Origin of the sequence: Mariniradius sediminis (genome assembly GCF_021491425.1) — a bacterium.
GTDB lineage: Bacteria > Bacteroidota > Bacteroidia > Cytophagales > Cyclobacteriaceae > Mariniradius > Mariniradius saccharolyticus.
The window spans coordinates 275,892-293,701 of record NZ_JAKEVZ010000002.1 but is presented as its reverse complement, the minus strand read 5'-3'; the positions used below and the strand labels follow the sequence as shown (position 1 = coordinate 293,701).

General features: G+C 47.3%; 15 protein-coding genes. 5 read left to right on the top strand and 10 right to left on the bottom strand.

Translation table 11 applies throughout. The annotated features are described in order from the left end of the window. Window positions 1-111 precede the first annotated feature (111 nt). From L0U89_RS20585 to L0U89_RS03900, 10 genes are all read right to left on the bottom strand, one after another. Window positions 112-414 carry a type II toxin-antitoxin system RelE/ParE family toxin gene (locus L0U89_RS20585; RefSeq protein WP_369413238.1) on the bottom strand — a complete coding sequence of 101 codons (303 nt, stop codon included), beginning with the start codon at window positions 412-414 and terminating at the stop codon, window positions 112-114. Further along, window positions 399-635 (bottom strand): hypothetical protein, encoded by a 237-nt coding sequence (locus L0U89_RS03940; protein WP_234860336.1) that lies wholly within the window; start codon window positions 633-635, stop codon window positions 399-401. The genes L0U89_RS20585 and L0U89_RS03940 overlap by 16 nt, the downstream gene beginning before the upstream one ends. A 140-nt stretch (window positions 636-775) precedes the next feature. After that, window positions 776-2,488 (bottom strand): peptidase associated/transthyretin-like domain-containing protein, encoded by a 1,713-nt coding sequence (locus L0U89_RS03935; protein WP_234860335.1) that lies wholly within the window; start codon window positions 2,486-2,488, stop codon window positions 776-778. After that, window positions 2,475-3,443, bottom strand: a complete 969-nt coding sequence (locus L0U89_RS03930) for a FecR family protein (RefSeq protein WP_234860334.1) — start codon at window positions 3,441-3,443, stop codon at window positions 2,475-2,477. The genes L0U89_RS03935 and L0U89_RS03930 overlap by 14 nt, the downstream gene beginning before the upstream one ends. Next, window positions 3,440-4,021, bottom strand: a complete 582-nt coding sequence (locus L0U89_RS03925) for an RNA polymerase sigma-70 factor (protein WP_234860333.1) — start codon at window positions 4,019-4,021, stop codon at window positions 3,440-3,442. The genes L0U89_RS03930 and L0U89_RS03925 overlap by 4 nt, the downstream gene beginning before the upstream one ends. 481 nt (window positions 4,022-4,502) lie before the next feature. Then, window positions 4,503-5,321 carry a queuosine precursor transporter gene (locus L0U89_RS03920; RefSeq protein ID WP_234860332.1) on the bottom strand — a complete coding sequence of 273 codons (819 nt, stop codon included), beginning with the start codon at window positions 5,319-5,321 and terminating at the stop codon, window positions 4,503-4,505. A 181-nt stretch (window positions 5,322-5,502) separates the two neighbouring features. Then, window positions 5,503-6,420, bottom strand: coding sequence for a ribonuclease Z (locus tag L0U89_RS03915; RefSeq protein ID WP_234860331.1), 918 nt, complete (start codon window positions 6,418-6,420; stop codon window positions 5,503-5,505). A 2-nt stretch (window positions 6,421-6,422) separates the two neighbouring features. Continuing rightward, on the bottom strand, window positions 6,423-6,803 hold the full coding sequence (locus L0U89_RS03910; protein ID WP_008629334.1) for an STAS domain-containing protein: 381 nt from the start codon (window positions 6,801-6,803) through the stop codon (window positions 6,423-6,425). Window positions 6,804-6,833: 30 nt separating this feature from the next. Continuing rightward, the gene (locus L0U89_RS03905; protein ID WP_234860330.1) at window positions 6,834-7,769 is read right to left on the bottom strand and encodes a phosphoribosylaminoimidazolesuccinocarboxamide synthase; all 936 of its coding nucleotides are present in this window, start codon (window positions 7,767-7,769) and stop codon (window positions 6,834-6,836) included. A gap of 83 nt (window positions 7,770-7,852) precedes the next feature. Next, window positions 7,853-8,971, bottom strand: coding sequence for a toxin-antitoxin system YwqK family antitoxin (locus L0U89_RS03900; protein WP_234860329.1), 1,119 nt, complete (start codon window positions 8,969-8,971; stop codon window positions 7,853-7,855). Between the two features lie 674 nt (window positions 8,972-9,645). Here L0U89_RS03900 and L0U89_RS03895 point away from each other — a divergent pair. From L0U89_RS03895 to L0U89_RS03875, 5 genes are all read left to right on the top strand, one after another. Continuing rightward, window positions 9,646-10,209: a PepSY-associated TM helix domain-containing protein gene (locus L0U89_RS03895; protein ID WP_234860328.1), complete on the top strand. Its 564-nt coding sequence runs from the start codon at window positions 9,646-9,648 to the stop codon at window positions 10,207-10,209. Between the two features lie 1,118 nt (window positions 10,210-11,327). Further along, window positions 11,328-14,126 (top strand): type I restriction endonuclease subunit R, encoded by a 2,799-nt coding sequence (locus L0U89_RS03890; RefSeq protein WP_234860327.1) that lies wholly within the window; start codon window positions 11,328-11,330, stop codon window positions 14,124-14,126. Continuing rightward, on the top strand, window positions 14,126-14,941 hold the full coding sequence (locus tag L0U89_RS03885; protein ID WP_234860326.1) for a KilA-N domain-containing protein: 816 nt from the start codon (window positions 14,126-14,128) through the stop codon (window positions 14,939-14,941). Before L0U89_RS03890 ends, L0U89_RS03885 begins: the two co-directional genes overlap by 1 nt. Continuing rightward, window positions 14,941-16,623, top strand: a complete 1,683-nt coding sequence (locus tag L0U89_RS03880; protein ID WP_234860325.1) for a type I restriction-modification system subunit M — start codon at window positions 14,941-14,943, stop codon at window positions 16,621-16,623. The genes L0U89_RS03885 and L0U89_RS03880 overlap by 1 nt, the downstream gene beginning before the upstream one ends. Beyond that, the gene (locus L0U89_RS03875) at window positions 16,623-17,810 is read left to right on the top strand and encodes a restriction endonuclease subunit S (protein ID WP_234860324.1); all 1,188 of its coding nucleotides are present in this window, start codon (window positions 16,623-16,625) and stop codon (window positions 17,808-17,810) included. Before L0U89_RS03880 ends, L0U89_RS03875 begins: the two co-directional genes overlap by 1 nt.

Sequence of the window (17,810 nt, the reverse complement as noted above, 5' to 3'; positions counted from 1 at the left end):
CGTAAACCAGTTTTTCAGACCGTGCCTAAAGTGGGGGAGATGTTGTCTTTCTCAGGCCTATGGACGATAAAGACTTTTACAGATGTAAGCATTTCTCGGGTCCCTAAAATCCTATTCAAGTACCTCCTCAAATCTTTTTGGATCTTGGCGGCTATCCCAGATAGCAAGTATCACAATTGAATTTTGATTTTCCTCGTAAACAATAAGGTATTCCCTCACGACTTTCACCCTTATTCTTGGATCATTCGTTATTTTTCCGATTTGGGGGAATTGCTTAATGATCTGTACTGCCGCTCTGAATTGTTTATCAAGCTTCTTTGCGAAGGTGTTCGATTTGTTTTTTTTGACCCAGTATTCTAAAATCTTTTTTCGGTCGTCCTGCGCCCGCCAAGACCAAATTACTTGTTTAACCATTCATCAATTTCTTGGTTGGCCTTATCCTCGGTCAAAAATTGCCCGTTCTTGATTTGATTTCTAGCCTCAGCGATCACCGCTTTTTGGTCTAAATCGAGATTGTACATGTCTTCGGTACCAGCGCTTAATTCCAAAAGCCTGATCACTTCCTTCAAAAGATTCTCATCCTCGATCTTGTCAATTTTTTCTATCAAGCGGATTTTCAATTCCAGTGTAGACATGGTTTCATTGTTACTAATGCTGTACAATTTATCGAATTTTTTGAAATGTATTTTACATCCAGCATAGGATCATTTTTGTTGCTCTTATTCCCGTCTCTTTTGTGGAAATTTATACTTGATGATAAAATGGCAATCATTCCTCAAAAAAACCTCAACCCAGCCCGGGCGCCGACCCATAGTTGGCTGGCCAAGTTATACTCAGGGAACGTGTTTTCCCGAAGGATCGCGGGATTGGTGTAGGTGAATAGTGTCGGGTGGTCCCGAAAGGTATTGTCGTACACCCGCCAATTGATACTGGGGCCGAGGTAGAACCCAAAGCCTTTGACAAACTGGTGCTCAATGCCCACGTAGGCCTTGTTGATCAGGTTGAGGGCCATGACGTTGCCGTTATTGAGTTGGGAGGAGGAAAACTCGATGTTGAGGAAAGTCTTCCGGCCAATGCGCGGTGAGGTTCCGATGCCATAGCCAAAGGCCCAGACTGTCGTATCCGCATTTTCCGGTCTTACTCCTGCAAAGATCATGTTGTAAAATGACCGCGTGCCCGTCCTGAGGGAAAGGTTGAGTGGAAGGACCTCATCGGCCCCGATTTCGACTTGGTGGTAGCCCTTGCGCACGAAGCTGATCAAGCCAATCGGCGTCCCGTGGATGCTGTCCGCATAGTTGAGGAGCCCGAGTTGGACGCCGCGGACATTGTTGCCAATGTTGAGGATAGGACTGATTTGGACGCCATTGATGTTTTTACCCGCATAGTTTGCCAACAAAGAGGCTTGGCCTCCATTGATTCCCTTGCCCGCCACGTTGATGAGTCCGGCGAGTTGGGCCCCGCGGACCTGGCCGAGGTTGAAATTGATCAAACCTGCGGACTGTACCCCTTCGACGTTGGAGTAGGTCAGGTTGGCCAAGCCGGCGAATTGTGCCCCGCGGACGTTTCCGCTCACTTGGTTGAAAAGTCCCGCTGCTTGGACATATTGGACGTTGCCGCTGCTGAGGTTGAATAAGCCACCCAATTCGAGCCTGTTGGTCCCGCCCGAAAAGCCACCAAGCAGGTTGATCGAGTAGTCGTTGGACACGCTGCCGGAGATTTTTCGGTTGGTGCCGACAAAGGGAACAAGGGAAGCCTGGAATCCACGGTGCAAGGTATCGCGGACGTTTTCGAGGTTGGTGAAGCCCACCGAGTTTTTGGTCCAGGCCCAGAAGTTCTTCACAGGCTTGGCGATCGTTTCCCCGATTTCGGAAAAATCAACCTCCTTGGCCTGGAGCAGGATTTTGTTGAATGCATTGTTTTTGTCCTTGATCACCAGGGTTTCCGAGTAGTCTTGTTTGGTGACCACCAATTCTAGACTATCCAATGCAGGGTTTTTCACCGACAATTCGAAGAAACCATACTCGTTGGTCGTGGAGGATTTGAGCGTAATCGGATCGTAGACGGTGGCGTCGCGGATGGCTTTGCCGGTTTTTTTGTCAATGACATAGCCACTGACGAGCAAATCTTTGGAAGACGTCGATTTTGGCGTGAGGATGACGTAGACGCCCTTCTGTTTGATCTCGACTTTGCCTTCAAAAACAAGCTCTAGGACTTCGCGGAGGGGTTGGTTGGCAAAATTCCCGGTAGTGGTTCGTGTCACATCGATTGCCGAAGGGCTGTAGGAAAATACGCAGCCGCCTACCTCCGACAAGCGCTTGAGAAACAGGTCCAGTCTTTCTTGCTTCGCCGTGATGCTGATTTTTCTTTCGAGGACGGGGATGTCTTGGGAAAATGCGCTACCCTGGAGCAGCACCCAAAGGCAAAAGACCAGCCCCGCCCGCATACCGAAGTTCCCGATGCCCGCTTTCAATGGTTCAAAAACAGCCATTTCCTTTGATGATTATTCTTTCATCGATCGTTTGCACCTCGAATCCAAGGGTTTCGGAAATGATCCCGAGGATGGTTTCCAGACTTTCGTTTTCGAATACAACCGTCAGCTTGCAGCTTTCGATCGGTCCTTCCAGCACAATGGTCTTCCCATATACTTCCTGCAATTTCCCGACGATTTCGGACAGACTTTCTTCTTGGAAATCAAAGTTTTTGGTCTTGAAAGATGCGGCGTTTGGATCTGCTTCGACTTTAGCGAAAGTAGCATCCAGACGGTTGAAGGTTGCCTTTTCACCCGCCGATATCGTGATTCCTTCTGTTTCTTTGGTATACAGGCGTACCATGCCTTCGATCACGCTGACCTCGAAAATGGCTTTTGCAGGGTTGGCATTGACCTGGAATACGGTGCCGATATCATCAATCAGCAATCCGCTCGCTTCTACCGTCCAGTTTACCTTTTTGTCCTCGGGAATGCTGATCAGCGCTTCCCCTTCGAGGCGGATGGTTCCGGTTTTCCGGCGCTCATTGTAGGTGATGGAAACCTCGGATTGGCGGTTGAGTGCAATCTCTGTCCGGTCGGGCATCAGGTGGGTTTGCACCTCGTTTTCACTGACAAACTGGAATTCCTCCTTTTGAAGCCATGGTTTGAAGAACAAAAGCGAAAGCCCCAATACCAAGACCACACTTGCCGCAATGGACCACATGGGGAAAAAGAAGCGGGTTTTTCCTTTGCCATCGATATGGGAGCGCACGCTGGCCCAGGCTTTTTCGGTATCGAAGTCCACTTCTCCCGGTAGGGTCGCCTTTTCGAATATCAAGCGCGCATCGTCGAGGTATTTCTGGTTGTCCGGCGAAAGGGCACACCAATCTTCCAACTCACGGATTTGGGTCTCCGTGGCTTCACCGACAATGTACCTGCCGATCAGATCTTCGATATGTTCTGTCGCGCCGTTCATGGTTCGAGTAGATGACCCATCAGGATGATGATCATTGGCAAATAGTCCTTCAACTGTATCCGCATCAGCTTCAGTGCTTTGCCCATTTGGTTTTCAACCGTCTTGACGGAGAGGTTGAGTTGGTCTGCGATTTCTTGGTATTTGAGTTCCTCAAAGCGGCTCATCTTGAAAATCAGTCGACACTGTTCGGGGAGCGTTTGGAGGGCTTCCTGGATTTTGGTTTCCAATTCGGCACGTATCGTCAGGTGGTCAGAGGCCTGTGTCAGCGGTTCTCCCTCGGCCATGACCTGATTGGCGTGGATTTGCCGGACCTTTTGGCGTTTGAGCTCATTGAGGCAGGCGTTGCGCACGGACCGGTACAAATAGGCCTTCAGGGAGGTGTCCACCTCGATGCTTGCCCTTTTTTCCCAAAAGCTGATAAAGGTATTTTGCACCACTTCCTCCGCCACATCCGGGTCGGGGAGGTAGGAATGGGCAAAGCGGCAAAGTGGCTTATAATGGGTCTTGAACAGCATTTCGAACGCAGGTATGTCGCCTTGGCGGATGGAAGAAAAAACCGATTGATCCGTAGCCTGCATGAAAAAGGTTTGCTTTCCACGCAAGATAGGATTTTGGTTCCTTTTAATAAAGAAACCTGAAAGGCTGTTTACCCCTATGCGTGATTGTAGATAATTTAACCGTTGGCCTGAGAATTTATGATTGGTACCCCAAGCATTTCAAATGACAAAAAGGTTCACGCAGCGGACGCACCGATTTCGCCGCGGGCGCCGCGCGAGAATTATTCCTGTCGCAGGTGACGCAGCTTGCGGATACCGATGGCCATATGGGAAAGCTTCTCATGAATCAGGGAAACCCCTCGTTCCTACCATTGACATCGTGTTGGGCGTCACCCCGAGGTCCCGATCGCTATCGTGGAGAGGGGTCTCCTCAATCATGGAGATGCTTCACCTCCGCAAGCTACGGTTCTGCATGACGGGACGCAGCTGTCATTGCCTTTCTGTAAATGCCAAATTTTTAAAACTCGGGGTGACGGCCTAAAACGCCGGCAATTGTAGTGTCTCAAAGGAAAGAAGTATCCGAAGATGCTTCCTTGGTCATTTTTTCGGCGGCTTCCTTGCCGAGGTAGCGGTCGATGAGGTAATGCCCGAGGTACAGGAGCGGCGTCAACAAGATCGCCACGGAAAACTTGTACACATAATTGATGATACCGACCGAGGCGACTTGGGCGATAGACCAATTCCCAAAGACATAAAAAGCAATCCCCAATACCACAAAGGAATCGATCATTTGGGAAACCAAAGTCGAACCGGTCGCCCGCAGCCAAATCATCCGGGGTCCGGTGACTGCCCTCAGTTTTTGGAAGACAAATACGTCGATCAATTGGCCGAGAAGGAATGCCGTGAGCGAACCGATGATGATGCCCAAGCCCTGCCTGAAGATCGTGTTGAAGGCGTAATTGATGTTGAAAGCATTGCCATCCGGGTCGGGTGTATTGACTTCGAGCCAAAACGAAGCGGGGGGAAGTACCGTGACGACTGAGATGACAAGGAAAACATAGGCAATCAGGATTGCCGTGATAAAGCTGATTTTTCGTACGCCTTTTTTTCCGTAATACTCGTTGATGATATCCGTTGTGATGAATACCACTGGCCAGATTACAGCACCCGCCGTCAGGTTAAAATCCAGCACATAGTCCCCAAATATCTTCCAATTGACGGGTTGGAAGCCCAAGGTCTGTTCCCCGGAGAAGATCTTCACGCCGATGATCTCGGCTAGGATGGCATTGGTTAGGAATATCCCCGCAAGGATGATGAAAAGATTGGTCTTTTTGGATTGGAAGGCCTTTTCGGATTCGAGCTGCTGTTTGTTTGTTTCCACTCTGCGTCGGGGTTGTAGGGGGTCATGTGAATTTCTTTCGCAATAGCAATGTAAACCTTGAAATCGGCCTTTGGTTTTAAGATCGTTTTTTTATCCGGAAATGTGTGAGGGCATCCACTTTTGAAGCTATGAAGGTCATATCGAAAAGTGAAATCCTCAGACGAAATGGCCCGCCGATGTCTCAGTCAATCGTATAGGTAATGCCTTCCTCGCTGAGAAAAGTCGCGGGGAATACCTTTGCTGCTTCCTCCCAAATCGGTGTCAAATCCCGATACCTAGAGGAATAATGTCCCAACATCAGGCTTTTGACCCCGGCTGCTTTGGCGATCATACCCGCTTGCTTGGCGGTGGAGTGGAATGTAGAGCTTGCCCGTTCTGCTTCATCTTCGCCAAAGGTAGCCTCGTGGTACAGCATGTCGGCACCGGCAATGTATTCCACCAGGTTTGGATCGTATTTGGTATCCGAGCAGTAGGCATACCTTCTATTGGGTCTTGGCGTGTGGGTAAATTCAGATGCCGCATACACGATGTTGCCGGACTCGTCCAGGACATCCTGTCCCATCCGCAGCAAATTGATAGCTTCGACAGGTGGGCGATGTTGCTCGACTTTTTCCTTGACCATGTTGCGGAGGCCGTGTTTTTCCTCAATCAAAAAACCCGTGCAGGCGATACGGTGCTGTAGTGGGAAGGAAAACACCCGGAATCCCGGTTCTTCCAACACCAAATGGAATCCATCGTCCGACAGCGGCACGAAACGCAGCGGAAAACCCAGCTTGGTCTCGCTGTGCCGAAGCTGAACCGTGATGATTTCGTCCAAGCCTGGAGGTCCAAAGATTGTCAGGAGTTTTTCCCGCTTGACCAGGTGAAAGCTGGAAATCAGCCCCATCAGGCCATAATAGTGGTCCCCATGGAGATGGGAAATGAATATGAAATCGATCCTCGAGAACTTCAGCTTGAACTTCCGCAATTGTATCTGCGTGCCTTCACCACAGTCCAGGAGCAAATAAGAACTGCCCACGGTCAGCAACTGGGATGTCTGGTTGCGACCGTGGGCAGGTATGGCAGAGTTGCTGCCTAGGATGGTGACCTGGAATTCCAAGCTTAATCTTCGTCTTCTTCTTGATCTCCACCGTCGATTTCATGCATGAAGATGGCTTCAGCTGCCTCTTCCAACGAATCTACCAAATGGAATACCTTGTCCAGCATGGATATCTTGATCAGTTTCATCACGTGGTCCTGTGGGTTGGCGATGATGAAAATGCCCCCGTTGCGGCTAAATTCCCTGTTGCCTACGAGGAGTGCGGAAAGACCGCTGGAATCGGCATATTTCACCTGACTCATGTCGATGATGAGGTTGGGATAGCCTTCGGCCTGTACGGTCAGGAGTTCGGATTTGAGTTTCGGGGAAAGGGCAGAATCGAGTTTTTCCTCCATTGGAGTGAAAACCACATACTGTTCTTTTTTATCAATGGTATATTTCATAATCGGTTTAGGTTTTTCTTTTATGGGGATTTAAATGTGTTCCAATATGGCAGTTTTGATACTTCCCTGCAAATCCTTGTCTGAACATTTGACAAATGGCTCGCCGATGATCTTTTCGAAAAGTTCGATGTAGCGATCGGTGATTTCTTCCACGAATTCATCCGGCATTTCTGGGACCTTTTGGCCATCCTTTCCTTGGAAGCCGTTGGCAATCAGCCATTGGCGTACAAATTCCTTGGACAGCTGCCTTTGGGGCAGGCCTTCGATCTGAAATGCCTCATAGGTGTCGGCGTAGAAATAGCGGGAGGAATCAGGCGTATGGATTTCGTCGATGAGCAGGATTTCGTCGCCGTATTTGCCAAACTCATACTTGGTGTCGACGAGAATCAGCCCTTTATCCCCGGCCATTTGGCTGCCCTTTTCAAACAGCGCATGGGTGTACTTTTCAAGAACGGCATAGTCCTCAGGGCTCACGATTCCTTGGCGCAGGATTTCCTCCTTGGAAATGTCCTGGTCATGTCCTTCGGCGGCTTTGGTAGTGGGGGTGATGATGGGTTGGGGGAGTTTGTCATTTTCCTTCAGTCCCTCCGGAAGCTTTACGCCACAGATTTCACGTTTCCCTGCCTTGTATTCGCGTGCAGCATGTCCGGCCAAGTAGCCTCGGATGACCATCTCCACCTTGAAAGGCACACATTTTTTGCCGATCGTGACATAGGGATGGGGGGTAGCCGTGACCCAATTGGGCACGATATCCGCGGTGGCGAGCAGAAACTTCGCCGCAATCTGGTTGAGTACCTGGCCTTTGAAGGGGATTGGCCTTGGCAGCACCACGTCAAAGGCCGAGATCCTGTCCGTTGCCACTACAGCCAATTTGTCTTCGAAAATATATACATCCCGTACTTTGCCTTTATAAAACCCAAGCTGTCCGGGGAAGCTGAACTGGGTTTGCTTGATTCCTTTTTCCATGTTCGAAACGTGTCAGGCAAAAATAAAAAAATAGCTCGGAAAGGGAGGGTCGATGCCGTAATTTATCCCGACTCGAAGGGGTTTTATTTTGATTTGGTCTCGACAAGCTTTCCTTCCTCGAAAACCCTTTCCATCAAAAGCTGGCCGTCTTCCCCATAAATCTTCTGTAGGCCGTGCATCCTGCCGTTTCGGTAGGGTGTACGTTCCTTTTCCTTTCCGTTGGGAAAAAACAATACCGTATCGCCTTCTTCCAGGCCTGACCGGTATAGGCCAAGCTTTTCCTTGGCACCATCGGGGTAAAAAGTCTGGATTTTCGAGAGCTTACCTGCGGCGTCGAAACTGGCGATCTCGCGTACGGTTCCCGTCTCGTAGTAGCTTGTGATGTCGCCCGTCAGGATACCCCTTTGGTATTTACCGGTTTCTTCGATTTTGCCATTTTCGAAGTAGCTTTCAAACGCGCCTACGGGCACGCCTTTCTTGTAGGTTCCTCGCCGCGCGACTTGGCCGTTGGGATGGTAGAAGAGCGCTTCGCCTTCCTGAATGCCCTGTTCGTAGTAGAGTTTCGACTTTGCGGAACCGTCTTCATAATAGGTGAATTGCTCCCCTTGCAATTGGCCTTTTTGGTAGTTTGCCTCGGCGACGCGATTTCCGGCTTCATCATATTGGCTTCGCTTGCCGTCCATGACGCCCGATTGGAAATTGAGCCGCTCTTTGATGTTGCCGTTTTCGTGGTACAAGATCGTTTCCCCATTCGGCCTGTCTTGGGCAAACTGGGCCTTTTGCTTGATTTGGCCGGATTCGTAGTAGGTCATGACCTCGCCTTCGATCTTGTCATTGCGGTAGCTGAGGACCTGGGATACTGCGCCTTCGGGGTAAAAGCTCTTGGAAATGCCCTCCTTTTGGTTTTCGATATAGTTGATGAACCGCAAGGTATCCTGTGTCTCTGGATAGAAATCCACGAAAATCCCTTCCTTTTTGCCGTTGACGAGGGTGCCCGTTTGGGCGAGTTCGCCGGAGGGAAGAAAAAGCTTGTAGGCACCTTGGGGTACACCGTTGATTTTGGAATAGACTTCCCGGAGCATCTTTTTGTCCTCGTCGTAGTAGGTGCGTACCTCTTCTTGGGAAAACGCGGTGCCAAAGGCGACAAGGAACATAATCCAACCCAACAGTGCTTTGAGGGCGATATATCCAGAAAACTTCATTGGAGGTGAATTAAGTAATTGAGGATTAAGTGCTCGAAAGATATCAAATGAAGGGAGGAAATCAAAGATGGATTAGGATCGGGTGTTTCTCGCAAAGAACGCGTAATAGAGAAATCAAGAAGCGAGAGGCGAGAATCGAGAGGGTGGGCTTGGGTTCATGATGACGGTAGACATGCCTTTGTATTCTTGGCGTCTTCGCGTCTTTGCGCGCAATTATTTAAGAGAGTCGCATTTCTCGCAAAGAGCGCGGAGGAGCAAAGGAAAAAGCAGAGGTCAGTGTTCAGTGGCAGTCGGAGGTATTTTGGCATTCGTGGCTATTTTTTCTTCTGAATGAGGCTTGGGTTCATGGTGACGGTAGACATGCCGTTGGATTCTTGGCGTCTTCGCGTCTTTGCGAGCGATTAATTAAGAGAGTCGCATTTCTCGCAAAGAACGCGTAATAGAGAAATCAAGAAGCGAGAGACGAGAATCGAGAGAATCGGCTTGGGTTCATGATGGCGGTAGACATGCCGTTGTATTCTTTGCGTCTTCGCGTCCTGGCGTGCATTTTTTTGCTCTTTGCACCTTGGCTGTCTTTGCGAGCGGTTTTCCCGGGTGGGGTGGTGCGGACCGCTTGAGTAAAATCAGGGTTTTCGGCTCCGATTTTATTTAATTTCGCCCCAACGATATTGTACATGGACCCGATCTCCAAAAAAGCCCAACAGACGCGTATCTACCGCAGACTGCATAAGTGGTTCAGCATGGTGTTTATCGTTTTTTTGGTGCTGATCGCGGTGACGGCCATTTTGCTGGCTTGGAAGAAGCAGTGGAACCTCGTGCCGAAAACCCAACAATCCAAGACCGAGATGACGGGCAGTTGGATTCCCGTGGAGGAAATGATTGCGGTCGGTCAGGCCTATGTGCGGGACAGCCTCGGCAAAAGCACCGAACTCGACCGGGTGGACATCCGTCCCGACAAGGGTATAGCTAAGATCGTGTTCAAATGGCATTTTACCGAAGTGCAGGTGGATGGGTTTTCCGGGGAGATTTTGTCCATCAGTCAGCGCAATTCCGACCTGATCGAAAAGATCCACGATGGCAGTATCTTGGATTTCGTTGCGGGTTCGGATGGGGAGAAAGCCAAGTTGACCTATTCGACGCTGACATCCGGGGCATTGTTGCTGCTGGCATTTACCGGATTTTTTCTGTGGTATTGGCCGCGGGTGATGAAGAGGCTGAAGCAGAGAAGGGTGAGGTAGAGAGGAGAAGCGAGATGCGAGAGACAAGAAGCAAGAGACAAGAGGCAAGAAGCAAGAAAAAAAGAGGCGAGACAGGAGGTAGTAGAGACGAGAGACAAGGACCAAGCGATAAGGAGCCCCAAAGGGGCGGCATCACCTAGCGAAGGGTGCAGCCCTTCGCGAAAGGGGAGACTCATTGGTCTGTGTCACCTCAGGCCATGGGATCGAAACCATCCCGAAGTGGATGGAACTCTCAATAGCCCCGGGTAAGGTGCTTCGACAATTCTTTCCTTCACGAGATACCTGGTGCACCGCAACCCGGGGGAAAAAGAGCCAGCGTCTTTTAGGATTTTTGGGAGCCGCATGTTTGAGATTGGATTTGGGTTTTCACCAAAAACCGTGAAGGGTTGATTCGAATCGTAGATTTTGCTATGAAATCCTGCGCTGGGAAACACAGGATAACCTTGATCTTCGAACGTTTTTTCCTTCGACAAAACCTATCCTGTCCACTGACCTCTTTTTCCGATGTTACTTTTTTTCTTGTCAAAAAAAGTAACCAATCCCGATAATTATCGGGAGACAAGAAAGTCCGATCCTATCAGCGCACAAGGCCCTGGCCGGCCCGGCGGACTTTCATTCCCCCGCGCGATCTAAGGAAGTACTTTGTGCAGATTCAGGTATAGAAATAATACTGCCCGTTCTCGCCCAAGCATATGAAAGAATATCAGGAATCCACCCCGAAGCGGGTGGAACTCTAAATAGCCCCGGGTAAGGTGCTTCGACAATTCCTTTCTTCACGAGATACCTTGTGCACCGCAACCCGGGGGAAAGAGAAGGCAGCGCCGTTTTGGATTTTTGGGAGCGGAAGGTTCAAGAATGGATTTGGGTTTTCACCAAAAACCGGGAAGGGATGAGGGAGAGAGGCAAGAAGCATGAGGCAAGAAACAAGAATCAAGAGGAAAGATGCGAGAGAAAAGAGTGGACGGTGGCGACAGGGACCAGGGGAAATGGTTTTTAATGAGTTGAATTAAGACTTTTAATCTATTTCCCTAAAAATACCCCAAACACGGTATGTTGCCGTAAGTCCTAATCAACTATTTTAGCAAAACAGAAAAAAGGCAACTTTTTAAAGATCACGGGTGAAAAACGAAAAACTGACAAGGAAGGAAATCATTGACAACCGCCTAATACGAGCTGGTTGGAATGTCGCTGACCGAACTCAGGTGATTGAAGAATACGATATAATCATTGACGAAAATCTTGTCCGGGAAGCTCCTTCACCCTACGCGGGACATCAGTACAGCGACTATGTTTTGTTGGGCAGAGATGGTAAACCTCTGGCAGTGGTTGAAGCAAAGAAAGCAAGCGTTGACGCAAGTATTGGAAAGGAACAGGCCAAACAATACTGTTACTACATTCAATCAAACCATGGGGGCGATTTACCTTTTTGCTTTTATACCAACGGACATGAAATATTTTTCTGGGACTTGGAAAATTACCCACCTAGAAAGGTGCATGGTTTTCCAACAAGGGATGATTTAGAGAGATACAATTACGTTCGTAAAGCCAAAAAGCCGCTTTCCGGTGAATTGATCAACACCAAAATTGCCGGTCGAGATTATCAAATCCGAGCTATTCGTGCCGTAATGGAGGACTTGGAGCGGAAAAGAAGAAAATTCCTCTTGGTGATGGCGACCGGAACTGGAAAAACCAGAACCTGCATCGCCATGGTGGAAGCACTCATGAGAGCCGGATGGGCGGAAAAGGTTTTGTTTCTGGTAGACCGGATTGCGCTTCGGGACCAGGCACTTGATGCTTTCAAAGAGCATTTACCCAATGAACCACGCTGGCCGAAACCGGGTGAAAAGGAAATCGCAAAAGACAGGCGTATCTATGTCTCAACTTATCCCACCATGCTAAACATCGTCCGCAATGAAGAGATAGGTTGGTCTCCCCATTTCTTCGACCTTATTGTGATAGACGAAAGCCACAGAAGTATCTACAATACCTATCAGGAGGTTTTGGATTACTTTAATACAATCACGCTCGGACTGACAGCAACACCAACTGATGTTATCGACCACAATACTTTCAGTTTGTTCAATTGTGAGGATGGTGTCCCGACTTTTGCCTATTCCTATGAAGAAGCGGTAAACAACATCCCTCCGTACTTGTGCAATTTTCAGGTAATGAAAATCAAGACCAAGTTTCAGGAGGAAGGTATCAACAAACGAACTATCTCACTTGAAGACCAGAAACGATTGATTCTCGAAGGAAAGGAAATCGAGGAGATCAATTACGAAGGAACTGAGCTGGAAAAAACTGTCGTCAACAAAGGAACGAATGCCCTGATTGTCAAAGAATTCATGGAAGAATGCATCAAAGACCCAAACGGCGTACTTCCTGGAAAAACAATCTTCTTCTGTGCAAGTAAAGCCCATGCACGCAGACTGGAGCAAATATTCGACTCCCTCTACCCTGAATACAACGGTGAATTGGCCAAAGTGCTTGTCTCGGAAGACCCTAGGGTTTATGGGAAAGGCGGTTTGCTCGACCAATTCACAAACAAAGACATGCCAAGGGTCGCTATCAGCGTGGACATGCTTGACACGGGAATAGATGTGAGGGAACTCGTCAATCTGGTTTTTGCAAAGCCTGTGTATTCCTACACCAAATTCTGGCAGATGATCGGGCGAGGCACACGCTTGCTCGAACCTGCAAAAATGAAACCTTGGTGTGCCGAGAAAGATGTATTTCTGATCTTGGACTGCTGGGACAACTTCGAATACTTCAAACTCAAACCAAAAGGAAAAGAACTGAAGGCCCAAATACCTGTTCCCGTCAAACTTTTTGGATTGCGACTGGATAAAATCGAAAAAGCCCAAGAAATCGGACTAAGCGAAATTGTCGCATCCGAAATCCGGAAACTTCGCAAACAAATTGATGCTCTTCCCAAAAATTCCATCGTCGTGATGGAGGCCCAGTATGAACTTCAACGGCTGGAAGATGAAAACTTCTGGATTGCCCTGGCAGAGGATAAGATCGCCTTTCTCAGGGCTGTTGTAAAGCCATTGATGCGAACCATTTCGGGTGAAGACTTTAAAGCCATGCGCTTCGAAAAGGATGTGGTGGAGATTTCACTGGTCGGACTGACAGACGACAAGGTGAAATTCGAAACCTTAAAGGAAAGCCTGGTGGAGATAATCTCCGAGCTTCCATTGTCGGTGAACATTGTAGCCAGGGAAAGGGAAATCATTACGGACGCTCAGAGCAATAAGTTCTGGTCGACGATTTCAGAAGAAAAATACGATCAACTCATTCTCAGGCTAAGTCCCTTGATGAAGTTTATTGATTCCAGAGTTTCGCCCTTGGGTCCTGCAAAATTTGACTTTAGAGACATCACAAGCAAAAAAGAGTTTGTGGAATTTGGTCCGCAAAATGAAGCGGTAAGTATTGCCAAATATAGGGCAATGGTGGAGGAGAAAATCAAAGAGCTCACTTCGACCAACCCTATTTTGCAGAAAATACAAAAAGGGGAGCCGATCACCGAGGAAGAGGTGAATGAATTGGCAAATGAATTACACGAAGAGAATCCGCACATCACGATAGATTTGTTGAGACGGGTTTACAACCACCGCAAAGCCCAATTCATCCAATTTATCAAGCACATACTAGGAATAGAAGTCCTCGAAAGTTTTCCGGAAACCGTCGCAAAGTCTTTCGATTCTTTTATTCAAAACCACAGCTATCTTTCGGGGAGGCAATTGCGGTTTTTGGATTTGCTTAAAAGCTTTATCCTCGAAAAGGGAGATTTGCAAAAGCGCAACCTGATTGAATCGCCATTTACCATGATTCATCCGGAAGGGATAAGGGGTGTATTCAGCCCTGAGGAGATCAACGAAATATTGGTACTTACAGAAAAACTGCTCGCTGCCTAATGCCGAAAAGTTCGAAAATAAACATCAACGGTAATGAGATTACTGTGCTTGCCCAGCAATTGGATGATTATATATCCCTGACGGATATGGCCAGAAGTCAACTGCAGGATGTAGTCATCATTAAGTGGCTCAGTTTGAAGAGCACTATCGAATACCTTGGTGAATGGGAGGCTTTGTACAATCCTGATTTTAATTATACCGAATTCGGTACAATTAAAAACGCAGCCGGGAGCAACAACTTTGTGCTGTCAGTGAAGCAATGGCTGGAGAGCACCAATGCCATCGGAATCACGGCCAAAGCCGGCAGGTATGGTGGCACCTATGCCCATAAAGACATCGCTTTTCAATTTGGCATGTGGATCAGTCCCAAATTCCAGTTGCTGTTGGTAAAAGAATATCAGCGGCTTAAAGAACAGGAGAGCGATGGAAATCAGTTGGAGTGGAATTTCCAGCGTACCTTGGCAAAGGTGAACTACCAAATACACACAGATGCGGTAAAGGAAAAACTCATTCCTGAGATGCTAGACAAATCCCAAATCGGTATGGTGTATGCCTCAGAGGCCGATCTGCTCAATATGGCGCTCTTTGGCAAAACAGCCAAGCAATGGCGGGACGCAAATCCCGACAAAGAAGGCAATGTCCGAGACCATGCCACTATCGAGCAATTGGTAGTCCTGTCCAACCTTGAGAGTATCAATGCCATGCTGATCCATCAGGGACTGGAACAACCTGAAAGGTTGATCCAACTCAATGCCATGGCCATCACACAAATGACCTCCTTGTTACAATCCAAAAACATTCAGAAACTGAAATAATGCTCCAAAACAACGCGCAATTAAAATCCCTTATCGACAAGCTCTGGCAAAACTTTTGGGAGGGCGGGATTGCCAATCCACTGACCGCGATCGAGCAAATTACCTACCTCATTTTTATGAAGCGTTTGGACGATTTGGAGGCCAAGCGGGAACGTGATGCCGAATGGACAGGAGAAAAATATGTTTCCCGGTTTTCGGGCAAATTCACCATCCCTGGCAGCGACCAAAGTATTGACAAAAACGAATTGCGCTGGAGTGTATTCAAACACAAGCCCGCTGACGAAATGCTGCTGCATGTGCAGATGAAAGTGTTTCCGTTTTTGAAAGCCTACAATCAGCATCATGAACCTAGCGAAATAGAGAAAGCTTACAATCTCAATATTGCTGCAGAACCGATAGAGCCGTATGGTGATAACAAAGACGCCATTGAATCCCCCAAATCCACTGAACCCGGGAATGGCGACAATTTTACCCGGCACATGGCAAATGCGGTGTTTATCATGCCCAAAGCAAGTTTGTTGGTCTCGGCCATCAATATTGTAGAAGATATATTTAAGGAAATCGAAAAGGATGCCACTAAAGGCGGACATGCTTTTCAGGACATACAGGGTGACGTGTATGAAATGCTGCTGAGCGAAATAGCCACAGCAGGCAAAAACGGACAGTTCCGTACGCCGCGGCACATCATCAAACTGATGGCTGAATTGGTGGCCCCCCAATTGGGTCAAACTATGGCAGACCCAAGCAGTGGAACAGGCGGGTTTATTTTGGGCTATTACCAATATATTCTTACAGATCTGGTTCGCAAAACCAATCCCGAACTGCTCACCAAAGATGAGGATGGCTTCGAAAGGGCAACCATCAGCGCCATACTTACAGAGGAACTTAAAAAAATCTTGGCCAAGAGTATGTATGGCTATGACATCGATACCACCATGGTCCGATTGGGGATTATGAACCTGATGATGCATGGAATCGACAATCCGCAACTCGACTACAAAGACACCCTCAGCAAAAGCTACAATGAAGACAGCCGATATGATATCATCATGGCAAATCCGCCCTTTACGGGCAACATTGACAAAGGCGATATCAACGAAGGGCTGAAACTGCCCACCACCAAAACAGAACTGCTGTTTGTGGAACGTATTTTTAACATGCTTAAAATGGGCGGAACGGCTGCCGTGATTGTGCCAAGTGGCGTAATTCAAAACAGCGGAAAGGCATTTGAAGCGGTTCGGAAACTGATTATCGAAAAAGCAGAACTGAAAGCCGTGATTGCCGTGCCAAGCGGAGTATTCAAGCCCTATGCGGGCGTAAGTACCGCCATTTTGATTTTTACCAAAGGTGGTGAGACCGACCATGTGTGGTTTTACGACATGCAAGCAGACGGCTATACCTTAGACGATAAGCGAAATAAAATAGCCGATAGCGACCTGCCCGACATCGTGCAGCGCTACAAAACAAGAGACGCAAAGAAAGACAGCGACCGAAAGCAGAAATACTTTATTGTGCCGAAAAAGGAAATAGTAGCAAACAACTACGACCTGAACCTGAGCACCTACAAAGAAGAAGTGTATGAAGAAGTAAGCTATGATAAACCGAATGTGATCTTCGGGAAACTGGAAAGCATAGAAGCCGATATTCAAAAAGGATTGGCGGAATTAAAAGAGTTGTTGTGATGAAAATATTGAGTGATACAATTAAAAATATTGCACTTGAGATACGGACAGGGAAGACTCCTCCAACCTCAAATCATGAATATTTTGGGGAAGAAATAAACTGGTATACCCCCTCTGACTTAGATAAAGGGAAATTCCTTGGAAAATCTCGAAGAGGAATTACCGGAAAGGCTATTTCTGATAAAAAGGCGATTGTATTCAAGCCAAATACAGTTTTGATTGGTGCGATTGGAGATATCGGCAAATTAGGTGTAACATCAGATTTTTCGAGTTCAAATCAGCAAATCACTGGGATCTATCCTGACCCAAAAAAAGTAGATTCTCAATTTTTATATTATTGGTTAAAGGCACATAAACAATCACTTCTTGATAAATCGAAAAGTGCTATTGTTCCAATACTTAATAATAAAGACTTGGGGCAGGTTAAAATTTTATTTCCAGAGTACATTTCCGACCAACTCCTCATCGCCAACCTCCTAAGCAAAGCCGAAAACCTGATAGCCCAACGTAACGATAGCATCCGCCTGCTGGATGAATTTTTGAAAAGCACTTTTTTGGAGGTGTTTGGAGACCCCGAAAAAAATCCAAAAAATTTACCATTTACAACATTAGAAAAGCTTTGTTCGGTTATCGTTGATTGCCCTCATTCAACTCCTGTAAAATCGAAAGAAGCTACGAATTACCCTTGCATTAGAACCTCAGAGTTAACCAACGGATATATTTCATGGGATTCAATGCAATATTTAGATGAAGATGAATATAAAAAAAGAACACAACGATTAATCCCCGAAGCAGGCGACATAGTTTATGGAAGAGAAGGAACTTACGGAGAAGCAATTCGAATTCCTAAAACTCATAAATTCTCTTTAGGTCAAAGAACAATGTTATTTAGACCTGACTACAAAAAAACAAATAGCATATTTCTTTGGGCAATGGTTCGTTCGGAGTTTGTTTACAGACAAGCAAAAAAGAAAAACAGTGGTTCAACAGTTGGTCATGTTAACGTAAAGGATATAAAGCAATTCAGAATATATAATCCACCAATCGAACTCCAAACCCAATTTGCCCAAATCGTAGAAAAAACAGAAGTCCTCAAAACCCAATACCAACAAAGCTTGCAGGAGTTAGAGAATTTGTATGGGAGTTTGAGTCAGCGGGCGTTTAGGGGGGAGTTGATAAAATATTGA

Excerpts from the sequence above, each read along its gene's own strand:
- L0U89_RS20585 (WP_369413238.1), bottom strand. The coding sequence starts at position 414 with ATGGTTAAACAAGTAATTTGGTCTTGGCGGGCGCAGGACGACCGAAAA.
- L0U89_RS03940 (WP_234860336.1), bottom strand. The coding sequence starts at position 635 with ATGTCTACACTGGAATTGAAAATCCGCTTGATAGAAAAAATTGACAAG.
- L0U89_RS03935 (WP_234860335.1), bottom strand. The coding sequence starts at position 2,488 with ATGGCTGTTTTTGAACCATTGAAAGCGGGCATCGGGAACTTCGGTATG.
- L0U89_RS03930 (WP_234860334.1), bottom strand. The coding sequence starts at position 3,443 with ATGAACGGCGCGACAGAACATATCGAAGATCTGATCGGCAGGTACATT.
- L0U89_RS03925 (WP_234860333.1), bottom strand. The coding sequence starts at position 4,021 with ATGCAGGCTACGGATCAATCGGTTTTTTCTTCCATCCGCCAAGGCGAC.
- L0U89_RS03910 (WP_008629334.1), bottom strand. The coding sequence starts at position 6,803 with ATGAAATATACCATTGATAAAAAAGAACAGTATGTGGTTTTCACTCCA.
- L0U89_RS03905 (WP_234860330.1), bottom strand. The coding sequence starts at position 7,769 with ATGGAAAAAGGAATCAAGCAAACCCAGTTCAGCTTCCCCGGACAGCTT.
- L0U89_RS03900 (WP_234860329.1), bottom strand. The coding sequence starts at position 8,971 with ATGAAGTTTTCTGGATATATCGCCCTCAAAGCACTGTTGGGTTGGATT.
- L0U89_RS03895 (WP_234860328.1), top strand. The coding sequence starts at position 9,646 with ATGGACCCGATCTCCAAAAAAGCCCAACAGACGCGTATCTACCGCAGA.
- L0U89_RS03885 (WP_234860326.1), top strand. The coding sequence starts at position 14,126 with ATGCCGAAAAGTTCGAAAATAAACATCAACGGTAATGAGATTACTGTG.
- L0U89_RS03880 (WP_234860325.1), top strand. The coding sequence starts at position 14,941 with ATGCTCCAAAACAACGCGCAATTAAAATCCCTTATCGACAAGCTCTGG.
- L0U89_RS03875 (WP_234860324.1), top strand. The coding sequence starts at position 16,623 with ATGAAAATATTGAGTGATACAATTAAAAATATTGCACTTGAGATACGG.